Raw genomic sequence first — 16,228 nt, 5'->3', positions numbered from 1 at the left:
AAATCACATGTTAGAAGCAAGAATGAACCGTCTGTTTGGAGAATCCGGGCACTGTTTTGATGTCGCGATTGATCACGGCATGTTCAATCAGGGGGCATTTCTCCAGGGTATCGAAAATATGGATCAGGCGATTTCTGCCATTGTAGAAGCCGACCCAGATGCGATTCAGCTTCCACCGGGTAGCGCGCGTATTCTTCAAGGGATGAACAAGCCGAAAAAACCGGCTTTGGTATTAAGAACAGACATTGCCAACTGCTATGGGACGGAATTGGTTCCACCCATTTTCTCGGAAATGATAGAAAACCCAGTGGAGAGAGCGGTTAGGCTAGATGCAGCCTGCGTTGTTGTGAATTTATTGCAGTTGCCGAATGAAACGGATTTGTATCGCCAGTGCTTAACGCGCATTAACGCGCTCAGAAAAGAGTGTGAAATCTATTCCATGCCGTTGATGGTTGAGCCATTAGTTATGCAGCCCAATAGTCAGGCAGGTGGATATATGGTGGATGGGGATCTGAGTAAGATCGTGCCATTGGTTCGCCAGGCCAGCGAGTTAGGCGCCGACATCATTAAAGCCGATCCCTGTGATGACGTAAGTGAGTATCACAAGGTGATAGAAACTGCCCAGCGAGTGCCAGTACTCGTTCGAGGGGGCGGGAGAGTGAGTGATGATGAAATCTTGAATCGCACTGCTCAGTTAATGAAGCAGGGCGCAAAAGGGATTGTTTACGGGCGTAATGTAATTCAACACCACGACCCTGCGGGCATCACTCGCGCTCTGATGGCGGTGGTTCACCAGGGAACAATGCCGGAAGACGCAAAAGCAATGATTGGGGACGCGTAATGAAAACCATACGATTTGGCATTATAGGCGGCGGCATGATGGGTAAGGAATTTGCCTCCGCTGCCGCGCGCTGGTGTCATTTGACCGAGGTATCCGGTAAACCAGAAATTGTGGCGCTATGTGATACCAATGAATCCATTTATGGCTGGTATCAAGACAACTTTCCCAGCATCACACGCTATACGTCTGACTATCACGACTTGCTGAATGATGAATCTATCGATGCCATCTATTGCGCTGTCCCTCATCATCTTCATGAACAGCTGTATATCGACATCATCGAAGCGGGCAAACATCTTTTCGCAGAAAAACCGTTTGGGATAGATAAATCGGCATCAGAAAAGATCTTAGCGTGCATTGAATCTCACCCGGATGTGTTTGTGCGCTGTACCTCCGAGTTCCCGTTCTATCCAGCTATGCAGGCGTTAATTCGAGAGCTCAAACCCAGCTCAGATAACACGTTGCTGTATGCCGACATTGGTTTCCTGCATTCGAGCGATATCAACCCAGATAAACCCATCAACTGGAAGCGTCAGCAACAATTTTGTGGCGAATACGGGTGCATGGGTGACCTTGGTATGCATATTCTTCATGTACCTCTCAAACTTGGATGGGCGTTTGATTCAGTGTACGCCCAATTGAGCGATGTCGTTCAGAAGCGTAAGAATACACAGGGCGAACGGGTAGATTGTGACACCTACGAGAATGCCGACTTGCATTGTCAGGCAAGATGGGAAAATCAGAGCTTTCCTGTTCGCCTAAAAACCTACCGAATTGCTCCGGGGCATAACAATTCTTGGTACTTCGAACTTCATGGCACCAAGCGAAGCTATCGCTTTTCCACTGCCAGTCCCAATCAGTATCAGAAGATGGAATATGAATCAGGCGGTGAGCAAATCTGGCAAACCGTACCAGTTGGCTACTTGCCTGCTTATTCCACCATTTCGGGTGGAATCATGGAGTTTGGTTTTACCGATGCGGTTCAGCAAATGTGGGCGTCTTTTGTCGATGAGCTCGCAACGGGAAGTGTATCGGGTTTCCAATGCGTGACGCCGCAAGAGGCGTTTATTCAGCACCAAATTTTCACAGCAGCTTTGCTGTCTCATCAGAATCAATCCGTGGAGGAAATACAATGAAACGATCTCAGGTCAACCAAGCGATACGAGATGCGGAAGCCTTGATGGAACAATTCCATTTCAAACTTCCACGCTGGGGGAAGTGGAGTAAAGAGGCTTGGCAGAAAAACTCAGATCTAGCAGCATACAACAACCAATATCAGCTCGGGTGGGATGTGACGGACTTTAATGAAGACCGATTTGATCAGCGAGGGCTGGTTTTGTTCTGCATTCGAAACGGTGATCAGTCTGATAAAAACAGCGTGCCTTACGCCGAGAAGATCATGATGGTCAAAGAAGAACAAGAAACGCCGTTGCACTACCACAAAAAGAAAGTGGAAGACATCATCAACCGAGGTGGCGGAAATTTGGTGGTCGAATGTGTCAAAGTCAACGGGAAAGGTGAGCATCTGGACAAAGACATTAAGGTGACAGTTGATGGTGAATGGGTACAGGTAAAACCGTTTGAACCAATCATTCTTTCGCCTGGGCAGAGCATCCGAATCCCTACGGGGTTGATGCATCGTTTCTATGGTGAGAAGGGTAAAGGTCCGGTGCTGACAGGTGAAGTCTCGATGGCGAATGATGACAACGGAGATAACTATTTTGATCAGCCACTTGGTCGTTTCTCTGACATTATCGAGGATGAGCCCGCGATCTACCCATTGTGGAATGAACTCAAGTAGGCTGGCTACGGAGCAGGTTGGTTATGGATCAGCGGCAGGGGATTTTGTGCATTGGCAACTGGATCGTTGACCTTGTGCATTTCGTTTCGCCTTGGCCAGAAAAATCTGGCTTAGGCTTAATTGAGAATCAGGTTAAGGGGCCGGGCGGATGCGCATTTAATGTGTCTATAGGCTTGAGTGTACTGGATGACACCGTTCCAGTTTACGGGTGTGGTGTTGTCGGCGATGATGAGTACGGGCAGTTTGTTCTTGATGTTTGCCATCAGTACGGATTTGATTACTCCTGGATTAAGTCGATTCCCGGCATCACGGCTCACACTCATGTCATGACGGATGCAAAAACCGGAGAGCGCACGTTTTTTTACCAAGACGGTGTGTCAGCGAAGTTTTCCCCTGTCGATATTCCTTACACCGCAATTGGGATGCGCAATATCAAGATGGCGCATTTTGGCTATCTGCTCCTGCTTAAAACCATGGATTCCCTAGACGCCAACGGTCTACCTTATGCTGTAAAAGCACTAAAACAGTTAAAGATTCTTGGGTTAGAAACCAGTTTAGATATGGTGTCGACCGAGATAAGGGACGTGGATTCTCAGGTTACCCCCTGCCTGAAGTACGTGGATCACCTGATCATCAATGAACTTGAGGCGGGGTACTGCCTGCAAAAGACTCTGCGAAAAGAGGGCAGCATCAGTTCAGATGATGTTTTAGCGGCGGGTCAGGCGCTGCTTGAAAAAGGCGTGAACAAGAACGTCATTATCCATATGCCAGAAGGGGCGGCTTGGGTTTCAAAGTATGGGGATTCAATATGGGTGGAGAGCCTGGCACTCAGTTCTGAAGACATTGTTTCCAGCGTAGGGGCGGGGGATGCATTTTGCAGCGCATGTCTCTGGGGAATTTACAATGAAATTAGCCCTGTAAAAACACTTCATCTGGCCAATGCCAATGCTGCCGAATGCCTGAAAGGGTATACTACGGTTGATTCGCTGGTTTCTATTCACCAAATCCGCAAAAAGCACGGTTTGTAAGTTATTGGTTAAGCGACTGGGTGGCAATCTGATTGACTTTGATCTTCTTCAGTCCCTGATTAATGATTTTCCGCCATTTTCGACCCAGATCGTCGTTAGTAAACGCAATAAACAGCTCTTTGTTTTCTAGTCTTTTGGCGTTCATCTGCAACTCACCATTCAATAAATCGAGTTTGGGATCGTTTTCCATTAGGTATTGAAAGACGTATTCATCTATGACAGCGATGGAAATGCGTTCAGCTCCCAATTTACGGATGTTAGATGCGTCATTTAAAACAGGAGAAGCGCGCAACATGCCGTTTGCTATTTTTTCGTCCAGTTCCTTGGTATTCACGTAATCCTGAACCACGCCAATACTATAGGGTTTGAGATCAGACAATGTTGACCATTTAATTGGATCCTTAACGCGCTCCACGAAGCCCAAAGTACTGGAGCCGATGGAATCAGAAAGTAAAAGGTCGTCGGATTCAAGATGATACTCCGGGAAATAGCCAGCGTAATCCTTGTTGTTCTTTGCAAGCCGAACTGCTCTTGACCAAGGATAAAAACGAATTTCAAGGTCGTGTCCCATTGCCTGTAAAGCTGCTTTAACAACTGCGGAAGATGCACCGTGATCAGAGAGGTATTGGCTGGTGTAAGGTGGCCACTCAAGAGATGTCAGTACCAGCGTATCTGCGTTTGAATCGGGTGATTTTATTAAACTGCAAAGGGCGATAGCAGCAAGCGCAATTTTATTCATAGGCTCAGTAATTCAGACAACCATTAACCTGAAGGTTAACCAATAATTGTGTGAGCTGAAACTATTCTTGTTGATGAAATTAAATATAAGACAGGAATACAGAGGAATGTGCGGGTTTTGTTTTAAAACCCGAGAGTAGAGAGCCCAAACTCGCTGCGGCTTGGGCTCAGTTTATTAACTTTCCAGAACGACTCGCGTATCTTCGCTAAGAGACTCTAGCTCATTGATGATGTCTTTGATGTTCGCTTCTTTTGGAATTTTAACTGCTATTGTTGAACTAAACAGACTGGAGCTGACTCCGCCTCCTCCGGCGATAAACACGCGCTGGCAATCCATGTCTAGAATACTGACGCCCTGACCATCCAGCACATGGCTGATTTCATTGACAATACCTGCCCGGTCATTCGCATCCAACCTGAGCTGGTGGATGGTGTCTGTTTCATTGCTGAGGTCGTTTGCATTGCTGAATTGAACCAGAAGGTCGGGTGTTTGAGCAAACGCGTCTTTGACTGTGTCTTCGTTTTCTGAAGGTAACTCGATTTTGATGACGGCAGCGACCTGATGTTCGATGAAATTCACCTTACTGAGTAGCCACTTGCCTCCGTTGTCGTGAGTAATGGAAGCCAGTTTTTTGATTGTGGTTGGGGTTGCAGTTCCTACAAAGCTCACTATGAAGGTCGTGTACATACGCATCCTCCTATCTTAAGGCTATTGACCTAATTCAGAGCCAAAAATTTGCTCTGTGATATCAGTTTAGAGGTTTACCGGTTGGGAAATATGATAGTAATCAAGTTTATTAAAAGAGGGGCGGGCATAGCTCTAAAAACTGAAAAAGCGCCAGAGAAGGCGCTTTAATGAATTCCGATTGCAGCTTAAAACGTGATGGTCAATTCCATACCGTAGAATTGCTTGTCGAGAGGTCCTTGTGGGTTAACGGCTAAGTCGACATCTGTTTGGTAACCAGTCCACGGAGTCGTTCTGAAATTGAATTTCGCATCTCCGCCCCAAGCATCGGTTACCCAGTAATGAATGTGACCAACTGGGTTTAAGAAGAACAGGGAAACATCGCCAAGCGTCTCAGAGCCTAGCACCTCTCCGCCATTGGCAACGATGCTCTGCTCGCCTTCAAACATCAATTCACCGACTACTGCGCCGAAAAATGGAGTAATGAAAATGTCCTGCCACGAAGGGATTTCCGCAAATGCCTCAACGCCAAACTCCCAGAACAAGGTAGACATGGTCAACGAGTAGAGGTACGACTCAAACTCATTGAATCCAGCGTGTCGGGAAGCGGTGTAGTAAACACCACCGAAATAAGGGTGCATGATGTAGTTAAGGAAATGTTCGTCTCGGTCCCAGACAGGTCCCTGGCTAACATTATCGACCCACTTCTTACCGAGCTTACTCATGTCACGTGCTTCGGCATCCCACTTGGTGATGCTTTCTGGCAACAGAGTCATTAACCCGACAGTCGCGACACTCAGTCCAAGAATGGTGTAGGTCTGCTCTTTCAGATACTGCCAATCCTTTTCTGGCTGTACCTGCAGGTAAAGCGGGAGCGGCTGTTCCACTTCAGGGTTCGTCTCAATATTGTCATTAAAAGACAGATAGAATGGATTTATGCTTGTATCAATGTTAAGACTGTAGCTCTGATGGTCATAGCCGCTATTCAAGTCATAGGATAAGTTGTCGATATCAAAATCAGCAGCTTGAGTCGAAGTTGTAAATGCAAGCAATGCGGTAGACAGTGACTTCAGTCGCACAGAGATCTCCGTTGAGAATAACCAATAACAGTGAGCTGAGCATTATTTCCTGTACGAATCATAGATGCAATCACTTTGATCGTTAAAAAATTGAAAAATATCAGCCTTTAACACGGTCTAAGAAGAATAGTTGAACAGAAAATAATTGACTAATTTGAGTCAGCTTGCGTAGCAGTACTGTGAAAATAACAACAATTCGAAAGATAAAGGATTAGGTTTATGTTGAAAGTGGCAATGTTGAGCACCGGTGAGGAGGTGCTTCATGGCGACATTGTGGATACCAATGCGTCATGGCTTGGTGAAACGCTGTATCAGAGTGGGTTTCAGCTCTCTGCCCGTTCTACCGTCGGCGATCAGTTGGATGTGCTTCAGGACGAAATCGAACGTCTGAGCAAGACATTTGATGTGGTGATTGTCAATGGAGGTTTGGGTCCTACAACTGATGACCTGACGGCTTCAGCAGCGGCAAAAGCAGCGAACCAAAAGCTGACTTTGTTTCAGGAGTGGCTGACCGTTCTTGAAGAGAAGTTCACTCGTCGCGGGCTAACAATGCCAGACAGCAATCTAAAACAAGCTATGTTGCCTGAAAAAGCCAGCATTATAGATAACCCAATTGGCACAGCCTGTGGGTTCGAAATGCAAATCGACAAAGCCATGTTCTACTTTACACCGGGCGTTCCAAGTGAATTTAAAAAGATGGTATGCGAGCAAATCCTGCCAAGCCTGGGCGATAAACATCGTGACATCTTACCTTCCGAATGTAGCCGAATTTACACTGTGGGGCTTTCTGAGTCCGGTATTTCAGACAAGTTAGACCTTATTAAACTGCCTGAAGAATACGAGCTGGGTTATCGCTCTTACATGCCATTCATTGAAGTTAAAATCTTCGGACCTGCCGCGGACATGGAACGCAGGCTCAAGCTGCTTCAAGTGGTATACGGGCACTTGAAAGACAATGTAGTGAGTGTTGATGAGCCTATGATCGACAATGTTGGTGCATTGTTAGCGGAAACGGGGACAACGCTCTCTATTGCAGAGCAAGCCAGTGGCGGCTTTTTAACGAGTTGGGTCCACGAAAATGAGCTAGTAGCGCAACAGCTCAAGCAAAGCTGGGTGATGAATACTCAAATGGATAAAAATTTGGTTGAACAGGATCCTCTGGCCGCCGCTTTAGCGCTTGCGGCGGCAACTCGTGAAAATGGCAAAGCGACGTTTGGCTTGTCTTGTGGAAAATTGAAAGACAACGTGTTTGCCATCGCACTATCAACGGGAAACGGCGAGTGGGGGCAAGTGCTGGAATTCGCCAGAAACTATGCCAAGCAGGATAAACGCAGCTTGATTGCTGCAGTAATGTTGGACATGTTAAGGCGTCATTTAGAGCAAAAAGCTGTCTTTGGACAATATAGTTCTCTGGTTAGAAAAAAAGAGCTCTATGTGCCAAATTCTGCGGTGTAAAAGTTATAAGGAAAAACATTGACAACAAAATTGTCTTTGCGTCTCAAGGAGTAATGAGAGCCAAAAAACGAAAGAAAACAAATCACGTTTTATGCAAGTGTTTTTTTCAACATTTTCTTTAAAATGAGTCTTGGGATTGGCGAAAAATTAGCTAATATAAGAAGGTCAGAACAACATATTGACACCTTTACTCACTTCATTTGCGATCTGGAGGGACCCATGATTACACAAACTATGATCAAAGTTTGGTACCGTGTATCCGGTGAAAAAGTGTTGTTGGGAGAAGCACATAGCCAACATGTCAGTGATTTGGTATCAACTTGGTTGGAAGCGCCCAGAGCAGACAATGATACCCCAAATGGTGGTTACAGAATGTCTCTGTTTGATGATGGTGGAAAACCAATAGGTGAGAAAGATATTTCGTCCAAGACGGCTGAATATTTACTCAAAAAATATGCCGATTTAAGCAATTCTGAGTGCATTCAAGACGCTGCAAATTGACGGAAATGAAGGTCAAAAACACAAAAATCAGGCTGTTTTGACCTTTAGCTGATAGTTTACTTTTTCCAATTCTACATCGGTTTTTGCCCTGCATATGCAGGGCAAAATTTCTTTTGGCTGTGTAAATGCCATAGCAAAACCAACATATTCAACTTCACCAGACTTCAATTCACATCGACATGCACCGCAATGACCGTCTCTGCAATTGTATTCTGGCTCAAAACCAGCCAGTTCCATTTCTTCTAGCAGCGTTCTTCCACTACCAGTGATTGGGTTGAGTTCGTTGATTTTGATTTTCTGCATTACAGCTCGAAGTCTCCGAAATCTTCTGCATCAACTTCGTTGTCAATCTGACCAACCAGGTAAGAGCTGATTTCCGCTTCCTGTGGCGCAACCTGTACGTTGTCTGAAGACAACCAAGCGTTAATCCATGGAATAGGGTTAGAGTTTGCTTCAGGGTATGCTGCATCCAGACCTACTGCTTGCATACGAATGTTAGTGATGTACTCAACATACTGACAAAGAATGTCTTTGTTCAGACCGATCATTGAACCGTCTTTGAACAAGTATTCTGCCCACTCTTTTTCCTGCTCAGCTGCATCTCTAAACAGATCAAAACACTCTTGCTTACACTCTTCAGCGATTTGCATGAACGTGAAATCATCCTGACCGTTACGAAGCAGGTTCAGCATATGCTGAGTACCCGTAAGGTGAAGCGCCTCATCACGAGCAATAAGCTTGATGATTTTTGCATTACCTTCCATTAGCTCACGCTCAGCGAATGCAAATGAACATGCGAAGCTTACGTAAAAACGGATGGCTTCCAGTGCGTTAACTGACATTAGGCAAACGTAAAGCTTCTTCTTAAGATCATGCAGCTTGATCTCAACAGTTTCGCCATCGATTTTATGAGTTCCTTCGCCGTAGCGGTGGTAATCGTTGGTCAGCTGAATCAAATCGTCGTAGTAGTGTGCAATGTCTTTTGCACGCTTAAGAATGTGCTCGTTTTCAACGATGTCGTCGAATACCAAACCAGGATCGTTCACGATATTACGGATGATGTGTGTGTAAGAGCGTGAGTGAATGGTTTCAGAGAAAGACCAGGTTTCGATCCAAGTTTCTACTTCAGGTAGAGAAACCAATGGCAGTAGTGCCACGTTCGGGCTTCTGCCCTGAATAGAATCCAGCAGAGTCTGGTACTTTAGGTTACTGATGAAAATGTGTTTTTCATGATCAGGCAGGTTGTTGTAGTCGATACGGTCGCTCGACACGTCTACTTCTTCAGGACGCCAGAAAAAAGAAAGCTGTTTTTCAATCAGCTTTTCAAAGATTTCAAATTTTTGCTGGTCGTAACGCGCTACGTTTACTGACTGACCAAAGAACATAGGTTCTTTTAGCTGATCGTTTTTCTTTTGAGAAAAAGTACTATAAGCCATATATGCCTCAAATCCTTTAAAGCCTCTTTGAGAGTCAAAGAGGCTGTTTATATCTATTACCTTGATTCAATAACCAAAGTTTTAAATCTTACAAGCGCCGCCTGCACAATCGTCATCCTGAGCTTTCGCTGCCTCTGATTGCTCGTCCGTCGCACCATCTCGGGTGTTATGGTAGTAAAGCGTCTTCAAGCCGTATTTGTATGCAGTAAGCAGGTCTTGCATAAGAAGCTTCATAGGTACTTTACCGTTTGGCTGAACACTTGGATCATAGTTAGTGTTCGCCGAGATAGCCTGATCCACAAACTTCTGCATCAAACCAACCAGTTGCAGGTAACCATTGTTAGATGGAATGGTCCAAAGCAATTCATACTGGTCTTTCAGGTTTACGTAGTCAGGTACAACCTGCTTCAAGATACCGTCTTTCGATGCTTTAACAGATACGAAACCACGTGGTGGCTCAATACCGTTAGTTGCGTTAGAGATCTGAGAAGAAGTCTCTGATGGCATCAGTGCCGACAGAGTGGAGTTACGCAGACCGTGTTCAACGATTTCCTTACGCAGTGTTTCCCAGTCGTAGTGCAATGGTTCATCGCAAATCTTGTCAAGATCTTGCTTGTAAGTGTCGATAGGCAGTAAGCCTTTCGCGTAGTTTGTTTCGTTGAACAGCGGGCAAGCACCTTGCTCTTTCGCCAGGTTCATCGATGCTTTCAGCAAGTAGTACTGAATCGCTTCAAACGTGCGGTGAGTCAGACCATTTGCACTGCCGTCAGAGTACTTCACGCCATTCTTCGCCAGGTAGTAAGCGTAGTTAATGACACCAACACCCAGAGTACGACGGTTCATTGTAGACTTACGCGCAGCCGGTAGTGGGTAGTCCTGGTAATCCAGTAGTGCATCCAGAGCACGAACAACCAGGTCAGCCAGCTCTTCGAAGTCATCCAGGCTTTGAATTGCACCCAAGTTAAATGCAGAAAGCGTACATAGTGCAATTTCACCTTCGTCATCTTCAACATTGTTAAGAGGTTTAGTCGGAAGAGCAATTTCTAGACAAAGGTTAGACTGACGAACGGGTGCTACAGCCGGATCAAACGGACTGTGAGTGTTACAGTGGTCAACATTCTGAATGTAAATACGGCCTGTTGAAGCACGCTCTTGCAACAATAGCGAGAAGATATCAACCGCTTTAACTGTTTCGCGCTTGATCGATTCGTCTGCTTCGTATTTCTCGTACAGACGATCAAACTCATCCTGATCTTCGAAGAATGCGTCATACAAACCCGGAACGTCAGAAGGAGAGAATAGAGAGATGTTGCCGCCTTTAATCAGACGAGAATACATCATCTTGTTGATTTGTACGCCGTAATCCATGTGACGTACACGGTTTTCTTCAACACCTCGGTTGTTCTTCAGTACCAGCAAAGATTGCACTTCACGGTGCCAAAGTGGGTAGAAAACAGTCGCAGCACCGCCACGAACTCCACCTTGAGAACAGCACTTAACCGCTGTTTGGAAGTACTTATAAAATGGGATACAGCCAGTGTGGAAGGCTTCACCGTTGCGGATTTCAGAACCCAGTGCACGAATACGACCAGCGTTAATACCAATACCCGCACGTTGAGAAACGTAACGTACGATAGCGCTGGAAGTCGCGTTGATAGAATCAAGGCTATCATCACACTCAATCAGAACACATGAACTGAACTGACGAGTAGGTGTACGTACACCAGACATAATTGGTGTAGGTAGGGAAATCTTGAACGTAGACGCGGCATCGTAAAAACGTTTGATGTAATCAAGACGTGTATCTTTCGGATACTTCGCGAACAAGCAAGCGGCTACTAGAATGTAGAGGAACTGAGCACTTTCATAGATTTCTTTCGTTACTCGGTTCTGAACAAAGTATTTGCCTTCAAGCTGCTTCACCGCTGCGTATGAGAAGTTCATATCGCGTGAGTGATCGATGAAACCATTCATCTGTTCAAATTCAGCTTTGGTGTAATCTTCAATCAGGTGCTTGTCGTATTTGCCAGCATCAACCAGCTTAGCTACGTGATCAAACAATACTGGCGGCTCAAATTGTCCGTACGCTTTTTTACGCAGGTGGAAGACCGCTAGACGTGCTGCCAGATACTGATAGTCCGGAGACTCTTCGGAGATGAGGTCAGCAGCAGATTTGATAATGGTTTCATGAATATCCGACGTTGTGATGCCGTCGTAAAATTGAATGTGTGACTTTAATTCAACTTGAGAAACGGAAACATTGTCCAGACCTTCTGCAGCCCATGCGATAACGCGATGGATCTTTTCCAAATCAATGTTTTCTTTGCGACCGTCCCTTTTTGTCACAGTTAGTTGTTGGTTCATTCTGGTAGATTTCCCTGACGAAACTGCTAAAAGCCGTATTTCTTTGGTAATTCTTGTAAAACTGTAGTCGGCTTTGTGATCTATATCCACCACATATGGTGACTCAAAACACTATATGTGGTGTTGTTCGGTTGAACGAGTTACAAGATAGTGCGCGGTGGGTGATTTTTCAAGTTGGAAGAGTTGCACGACTTGTGGATAAGTTGGGGGAAGAAAAAAAAAGGTAAGTATCTACTAACCTATCATTTTAGGCAGAGATTACCTGCAAAAATGATCCACTCATAGACTGTTTTAATTATGAGCAGAGGAAAAAATATTTTTCTTGATCTTTGAGGAAAAAAGGTCTCCAAAACCAAGCTGTACAAAGGTCACACAAGTCGTTGTGATATTGCGCAAAAAGGAGAGGAACCTCTACTTTTTTACAAAAAATAAGATTTGTTGATTATTGTCTCACTTTTCACAAATTTGCGAAAATCCGATTTGCATAATGAGCATTTATATTATGCAGAATGTGGCTATGAAATGGTGAGTTTTGGGGCTTAGGATAACTTCGTGAATATGCGTCCTGTGACTAGGTTTATGCGCAACGAGACACTAACGGATTTTATTGAATGGGAAGACTAAAAGAATCCTGAAAGTGACCACCTAACGATTCGATAGGCGGCCAGGAAAGCAATAGATCTAGTTATTGACGAGTGGTATGAACAATGTAGTTAACGTCTACATTAGTACCGAGAGAATAGCGGTCGTTTAGAGGGTTGTACTGCAGACCTGTTATGGACTCTTCATAAAGGTCCGTGGTGTCAATCATCTTGAGAAGTTCAGCAGGTCTTATGAACTTATCGTGATCGTGAGTACCTTTTGGAACCAGCTTAAGTAAGTGTTCTGCCCCCACAATGGCGAATAAATAGGATTTAACGTTTCTGTTTAAGGTAGAGAAGAAGACTTTGCCGCCCGGTTTTACCAGTTCGGCACAGGAACGGATAACAGATAGTGGGTCTGGTACATGTTCCAGCATTTCCATACAAGTTACAACGTCATACAGTCCAGGGTTTTCAGCAGCGTGGTCTTCTACCGTACTTTGTACATAGGTTAGGGTAGTGCCTGTTTCCAGCGCATGAAGCCTCGCTACTTCCAGCGGTTCTTTACCCATATCCAGCCCTGTAACTACAGCCCCTTCTTTCGCCATGCTCTCTGCGAGTATGCCGCCACCGCAGCCTACATCGAGCACTTTCTTACCGAATAGCCCTTCACATTTGTCCAGGACATAGTTCAGGCGGAGCGGGTTAATCTGGTGTAGAGGTTTGAATTCACCTTCCAAATCCCACCAACGAGAAGCCATGTCTTCGAACTTTTTGATTTCAGCTGGATCGACGTTTTGCTGCTTGGTCATAACAATCACATTAAAGATTAGGATGGGAGCATTATAGCGGCTGAAAATGCGCAGGACAGCAGATTTCCATTTTTGTGAAATTCACCTTGATAATCTGGCTATAATTCATACAGATAAAGTTTTACTGTGCAATTTCTCATCGATTGAATCACAACCAAGGTCACAACCTGATAAAACGAAGGGGAAAGAGATGCCGAATGGGGTATTTGTGTGTTATATTTTTGAACCTTGTACGTATCTAACATACGATCAAACTATAGAGGGATAATGGCTCTATGAGCGATCTAGCTAAAGAGATCACGCCCGTAAATATTGAAGATGAGCTTCGAGGTTCATACCTAGACTACGCGATGTCCGTAATCGTGGGTCGTGCTCTTCCTGATGTGCGTGATGGCCTAAAACCAGTACACCGCCGCGTATTGTTCGCGATGAATGTACTAGGCAATGATTGGAACAAACCATATAAAAAATCCGCCCGTGTGGTTGGTGATGTAATCGGTAAATACCACCCACATGGTGATAGTGCTGTATACGACACAATTGTGCGTATGGCACAGCCTTTTTCGCTTCGCTACATGTTGGTCGATGGCCAAGGTAACTTTGGCTCGATAGACGGTGACTCTGCTGCGGCAATGCGTTACACCGAAGTTCGTATGGCAAAAATTGCCCACGAGCTTTTGGCTGATCTCGACAAAGAAACAGTGGATTACGTACCTAACTACGATGGTACTGAGCAAATCCCTGCGGTACTGCCAACAAAAATTCCTAACCTACTGGTGAATGGTGCCTCTGGTATCGCGGTAGGTATGGCAACAAATATCCCGCCCCACAACCTGACCGAAGTGATCGAAGGTTGTCTGGCGTACATCAATAATGAAGAAATCACTATTGATGAACTGATGGATTACATTCCAGGTCCTGACTTCCCAACTGCAGCTCTAATCAGTGGTCGTAAGGGCATCGTTGATGCTTATAAGACAGGTCGCGGTAAGATCTACATGCGTTCTAAAGCGGAGATCGAAGCCGACAAGAATGGTAAAGAAACCATCGTTGTTACTGAAATCCCATACCAGGTCAACAAAGCTCGTTTGATCGAGAAAGTCGCTGAACTGGTTAAAGATAAGAAAGTGGAAGGCATCAGTGCACTGCGCGATGAGTCTGATAAAGACGGTATGCGCATTGTTATTGAATGTAAGCGTGATGCAGTCGGCGAAGTGGTTCTGAATAACCTTTACGCTCAAACACAACTGCAGACCACTTTCGGTATCAACATGGTTGCGCTGAACAATGGTCAGCCTCAACTGTTTAACCTGAAAGACATGCTGAAGTGCTTCGTCGATCACCGCCGTGAGGTTGTGACACGTCGTACTATCTACGAATTGCGTAAAGCTCGCGACCGTGCCCACATCCTGGAAGGTTTGGCTCTTGCACTGGCGAATATCGATGAAATCATCGAATTGATCCGTAATGCGCCAACTCCTGCCGAAGCGAAAGCTGGTCTTGTGGCTCGTGGCTGGGATCTAGGTAATGTAGCGGCAATGCTTGAACGTGCTGGTACTGACGCCGCTCGTCCAGACTGGCTAGAAGAGCAATACGGCATCCGTGACGGTCAGTACTTCCTGACTGAGCAGCAAGCACAGGCGATTCTGGATCTGCGTCTACATAAGTTGACTGGTCTGGAACACGAAAAGATTCTTGATGAATACAAGGCACTTCTGGAAGAAATTGCTGAGTTGATGCACATTCTGGCTAGCACAGAGCGCTTGATGGAAGTGATTCGTGAAGAACTTGAAGCAGTACGTGACGGTTTCGGCGATACTCGTCGCACAGAAATCACAGCAGCGGTTCACGACATCGACATGGAAGAGCTGATTGCTCAAGAAGATGTGGTTGTAACTCTGTCACATGAAGGTTACGTGAAGTACCAAATCCTAAGCGATTACGAAGCACAGCGTCGTGGTGGTAAAGGTAAGAGCGCAACGAAGATGAAAGATGAAGATTACATCGAACGTCTGCTAGTTGCGAACACTCACGATAACATTCTATGTTTCTCGACCCGTGGTAAGACGTACCGCCTGAAAGTGTATCAATTACCTCAAGCGAGCCGAAATGCTCGTGGTAAGCCAATTGTGAACATTCTTCCATTGGAAGAAGGTGAACGTATAACGGCTATCTTGCCAGTATCTGAGTACTCTGCTGATAAGTACATCTTTATGGCAACGGGCGACGGCACAGTTAAGAAGACGTCTCTGGATCAATTCGCTAACGTTCGTTCAAACGGTCTGATTGCTGTGAACCTTCGTGATGACGATTCTTTGATTGGTGTTGATATTACCGACGGTGACAGCGACATCATGCTGTTCTCGAAAGAAGGTAAAGTCGTACGCTTCTCTGAAGATAAAGTTCGTGCAATGGGTCGTACCGCAGCAGGTGTTCGTGGTATGAAACTCGCTGAGAACGACCAGGTAGTGTCCTTGATCGTCCCATCTAACGAAGGTGACATCTTGACAGTTACGCAAAATGGTTACGGTAAACGTACACCACTAGCAGAATACCCAACGAAAGGTCGTGCAACTCAGGGTGTTGTTTCTATTAAGGTTTCTGAGCGTAACGGCTGCGTAGTTGGTGCGGTTCAGACTGAAGAAAACGACGAGTTCATGATGATCACCGACGCGGGTACCTTAGTTCGTACTCGTGTATCTGAAGTGAGCCAGGTTGGGCGTAACACGCAAGGTGTAACGCTAATCAGAACTGCAGAAGACGAGAATGTTGTTGGTTTGCAACGCATTGATGAAGTTGAGGAATCTGATTTGCCGGAAGGTGAAGAAGCTGAATCAGCAGAAAACAGTGCAGAGCAACCCGCTGCTCAGCAGGATGACTCAGAAGAGTAAAGTCCAGCAAATTAAA

14 protein-coding genes are annotated in these 16,228 nt (G+C 45.4%); 7 read left to right on the top strand and 7 right to left on the bottom strand.

The genetic code is table 11. The features are described from left to right. The first annotated feature begins 7 nt into the window (after positions 1–7). Genes INR79_RS11090 through INR79_RS11075 form a run of 4 tightly spaced genes read left to right on the top strand, consistent with a single transcriptional unit; the run spans position 8 to position 3,670 of the window. The gene (locus tag INR79_RS11090; protein ID WP_022595616.1) at positions 8–841 is read left to right on the top strand and encodes a class I fructose-bisphosphate aldolase; all 834 of its coding nucleotides are present in this window, start codon (positions 8–10) and stop codon (positions 839–841) included. Further along, positions 841–1,977 (top strand): Gfo/Idh/MocA family protein, encoded by a 1,137-nt coding sequence (locus INR79_RS11085; RefSeq protein ID WP_223094203.1) that lies wholly within the window; start codon positions 841–843, stop codon positions 1,975–1,977. Before INR79_RS11090 ends, INR79_RS11085 begins: the two co-directional genes overlap by 1 nt. Next, on the top strand, positions 1,974–2,642 hold the full coding sequence (locus INR79_RS11080) for a D-lyxose/D-mannose family sugar isomerase (RefSeq protein ID WP_022592934.1): 669 nt from the start codon (positions 1,974–1,976) through the stop codon (positions 2,640–2,642). Before INR79_RS11085 ends, INR79_RS11080 begins: the two co-directional genes overlap by 4 nt. A 23-nt stretch (positions 2,643–2,665) precedes the next feature. Then, positions 2,666–3,670, top strand: coding sequence for a carbohydrate kinase family protein (locus INR79_RS11075; protein WP_004401063.1), 1,005 nt, complete (start codon positions 2,666–2,668; stop codon positions 3,668–3,670). A gap of 1 nt (position 3,671) precedes the next feature. Here the strand turns inward: INR79_RS11075 and INR79_RS11070 are convergent, their stop codons facing one another. From INR79_RS11070 to INR79_RS11060, 3 genes are all read right to left on the bottom strand, one after another. Beyond that, positions 3,672–4,409: a substrate-binding periplasmic protein gene (locus tag INR79_RS11070; RefSeq protein ID WP_223094201.1), complete on the bottom strand. Its 738-nt coding sequence runs from the start codon at positions 4,407–4,409 to the stop codon at positions 3,672–3,674. A gap of 174 nt (positions 4,410–4,583) precedes the next feature. Then, positions 4,584–5,096, bottom strand: a complete 513-nt coding sequence (locus tag INR79_RS11065; RefSeq protein WP_022550972.1) for a glycine cleavage system protein R — start codon at positions 5,094–5,096, stop codon at positions 4,584–4,586. 185 nt (positions 5,097–5,281) lie between these two features. Next, a complete protein-coding gene (locus INR79_RS11060) occupies positions 5,282–6,172 on the bottom strand; it encodes a DUF3943 domain-containing protein (RefSeq protein WP_004401060.1) in 891 nt (296 codons plus the stop codon). Positions 6,173–6,391: 219 nt separating this feature from the next. Here INR79_RS11060 and INR79_RS11055 point away from each other — a divergent pair, with 219 nt between their 5' ends. Both INR79_RS11055 and INR79_RS11050 read left to right on the top strand, forming a co-directional pair. After that, positions 6,392–7,627: a CinA family nicotinamide mononucleotide deamidase-related protein gene (locus INR79_RS11055; protein ID WP_022550970.1), complete on the top strand. Its 1,236-nt coding sequence runs from the start codon at positions 6,392–6,394 to the stop codon at positions 7,625–7,627. 219 nt (positions 7,628–7,846) lie between these two features. Further along, positions 7,847–8,128, top strand: a complete 282-nt coding sequence (locus INR79_RS11050) for a hypothetical protein (RefSeq protein WP_022592939.1) — start codon at positions 7,847–7,849, stop codon at positions 8,126–8,128. A 27-nt stretch (positions 8,129–8,155) separates the two neighbouring features. Here INR79_RS11050 and yfaE read toward each other — a convergent pair whose 3' ends face one another. The 4 genes from yfaE to ubiG form a co-directional block, all read right to left on the bottom strand. Continuing rightward, entirely contained in the window at positions 8,156–8,431 is a 276-nt protein-coding gene (yfaE, locus tag INR79_RS11045) for a class I ribonucleotide reductase maintenance protein YfaE (protein ID WP_022550969.1), read from the bottom strand. Beyond that, positions 8,431–9,564 carry a class Ia ribonucleoside-diphosphate reductase subunit beta gene (nrdB, locus tag INR79_RS11040; protein WP_004401056.1) on the bottom strand — a complete coding sequence of 378 codons (1,134 nt, stop codon included), beginning with the start codon at positions 9,562–9,564 and terminating at the stop codon, positions 8,431–8,433. Before nrdB ends, yfaE begins: the two co-directional genes overlap by 1 nt. A gap of 81 nt (positions 9,565–9,645) precedes the next feature. Further along, complete coding sequence (gene nrdA / locus INR79_RS11035; protein ID WP_004401055.1) at positions 9,646–11,928, bottom strand: class 1a ribonucleoside-diphosphate reductase subunit alpha; 2,283 nt, start codon at positions 11,926–11,928, stop codon at positions 9,646–9,648. A 685-nt stretch (positions 11,929–12,613) separates the two neighbouring features. Further along, entirely contained in the window at positions 12,614–13,321 is a 708-nt protein-coding gene (gene ubiG, locus INR79_RS11030) for a bifunctional 2-polyprenyl-6-hydroxyphenol methylase/3-demethylubiquinol 3-O-methyltransferase UbiG (RefSeq protein WP_004401054.1), read from the bottom strand. Between the two features lie 275 nt (positions 13,322–13,596). Here ubiG and gyrA point away from each other — a divergent pair, with 275 nt between their 5' ends. Next, the gene (gene gyrA, locus INR79_RS11025; protein ID WP_022607025.1) at positions 13,597–16,212 is read left to right on the top strand and encodes a DNA topoisomerase (ATP-hydrolyzing) subunit A; all 2,616 of its coding nucleotides are present in this window, start codon (positions 13,597–13,599) and stop codon (positions 16,210–16,212) included. Positions 16,213–16,228: the final 16 nt, after the last annotated feature.

It is taken from the genome of Vibrio sp. SCSIO 43132 (genome assembly GCF_019904195.1).
Taxonomy (GTDB): domain Bacteria; phylum Pseudomonadota; class Gammaproteobacteria; order Enterobacterales; family Vibrionaceae; genus Vibrio; species Vibrio nigripulchritudo.
The sequence above is the reverse complement of the archived record's forward strand: the minus strand, read 5'-3'. Positions and strand labels throughout refer to the sequence as shown.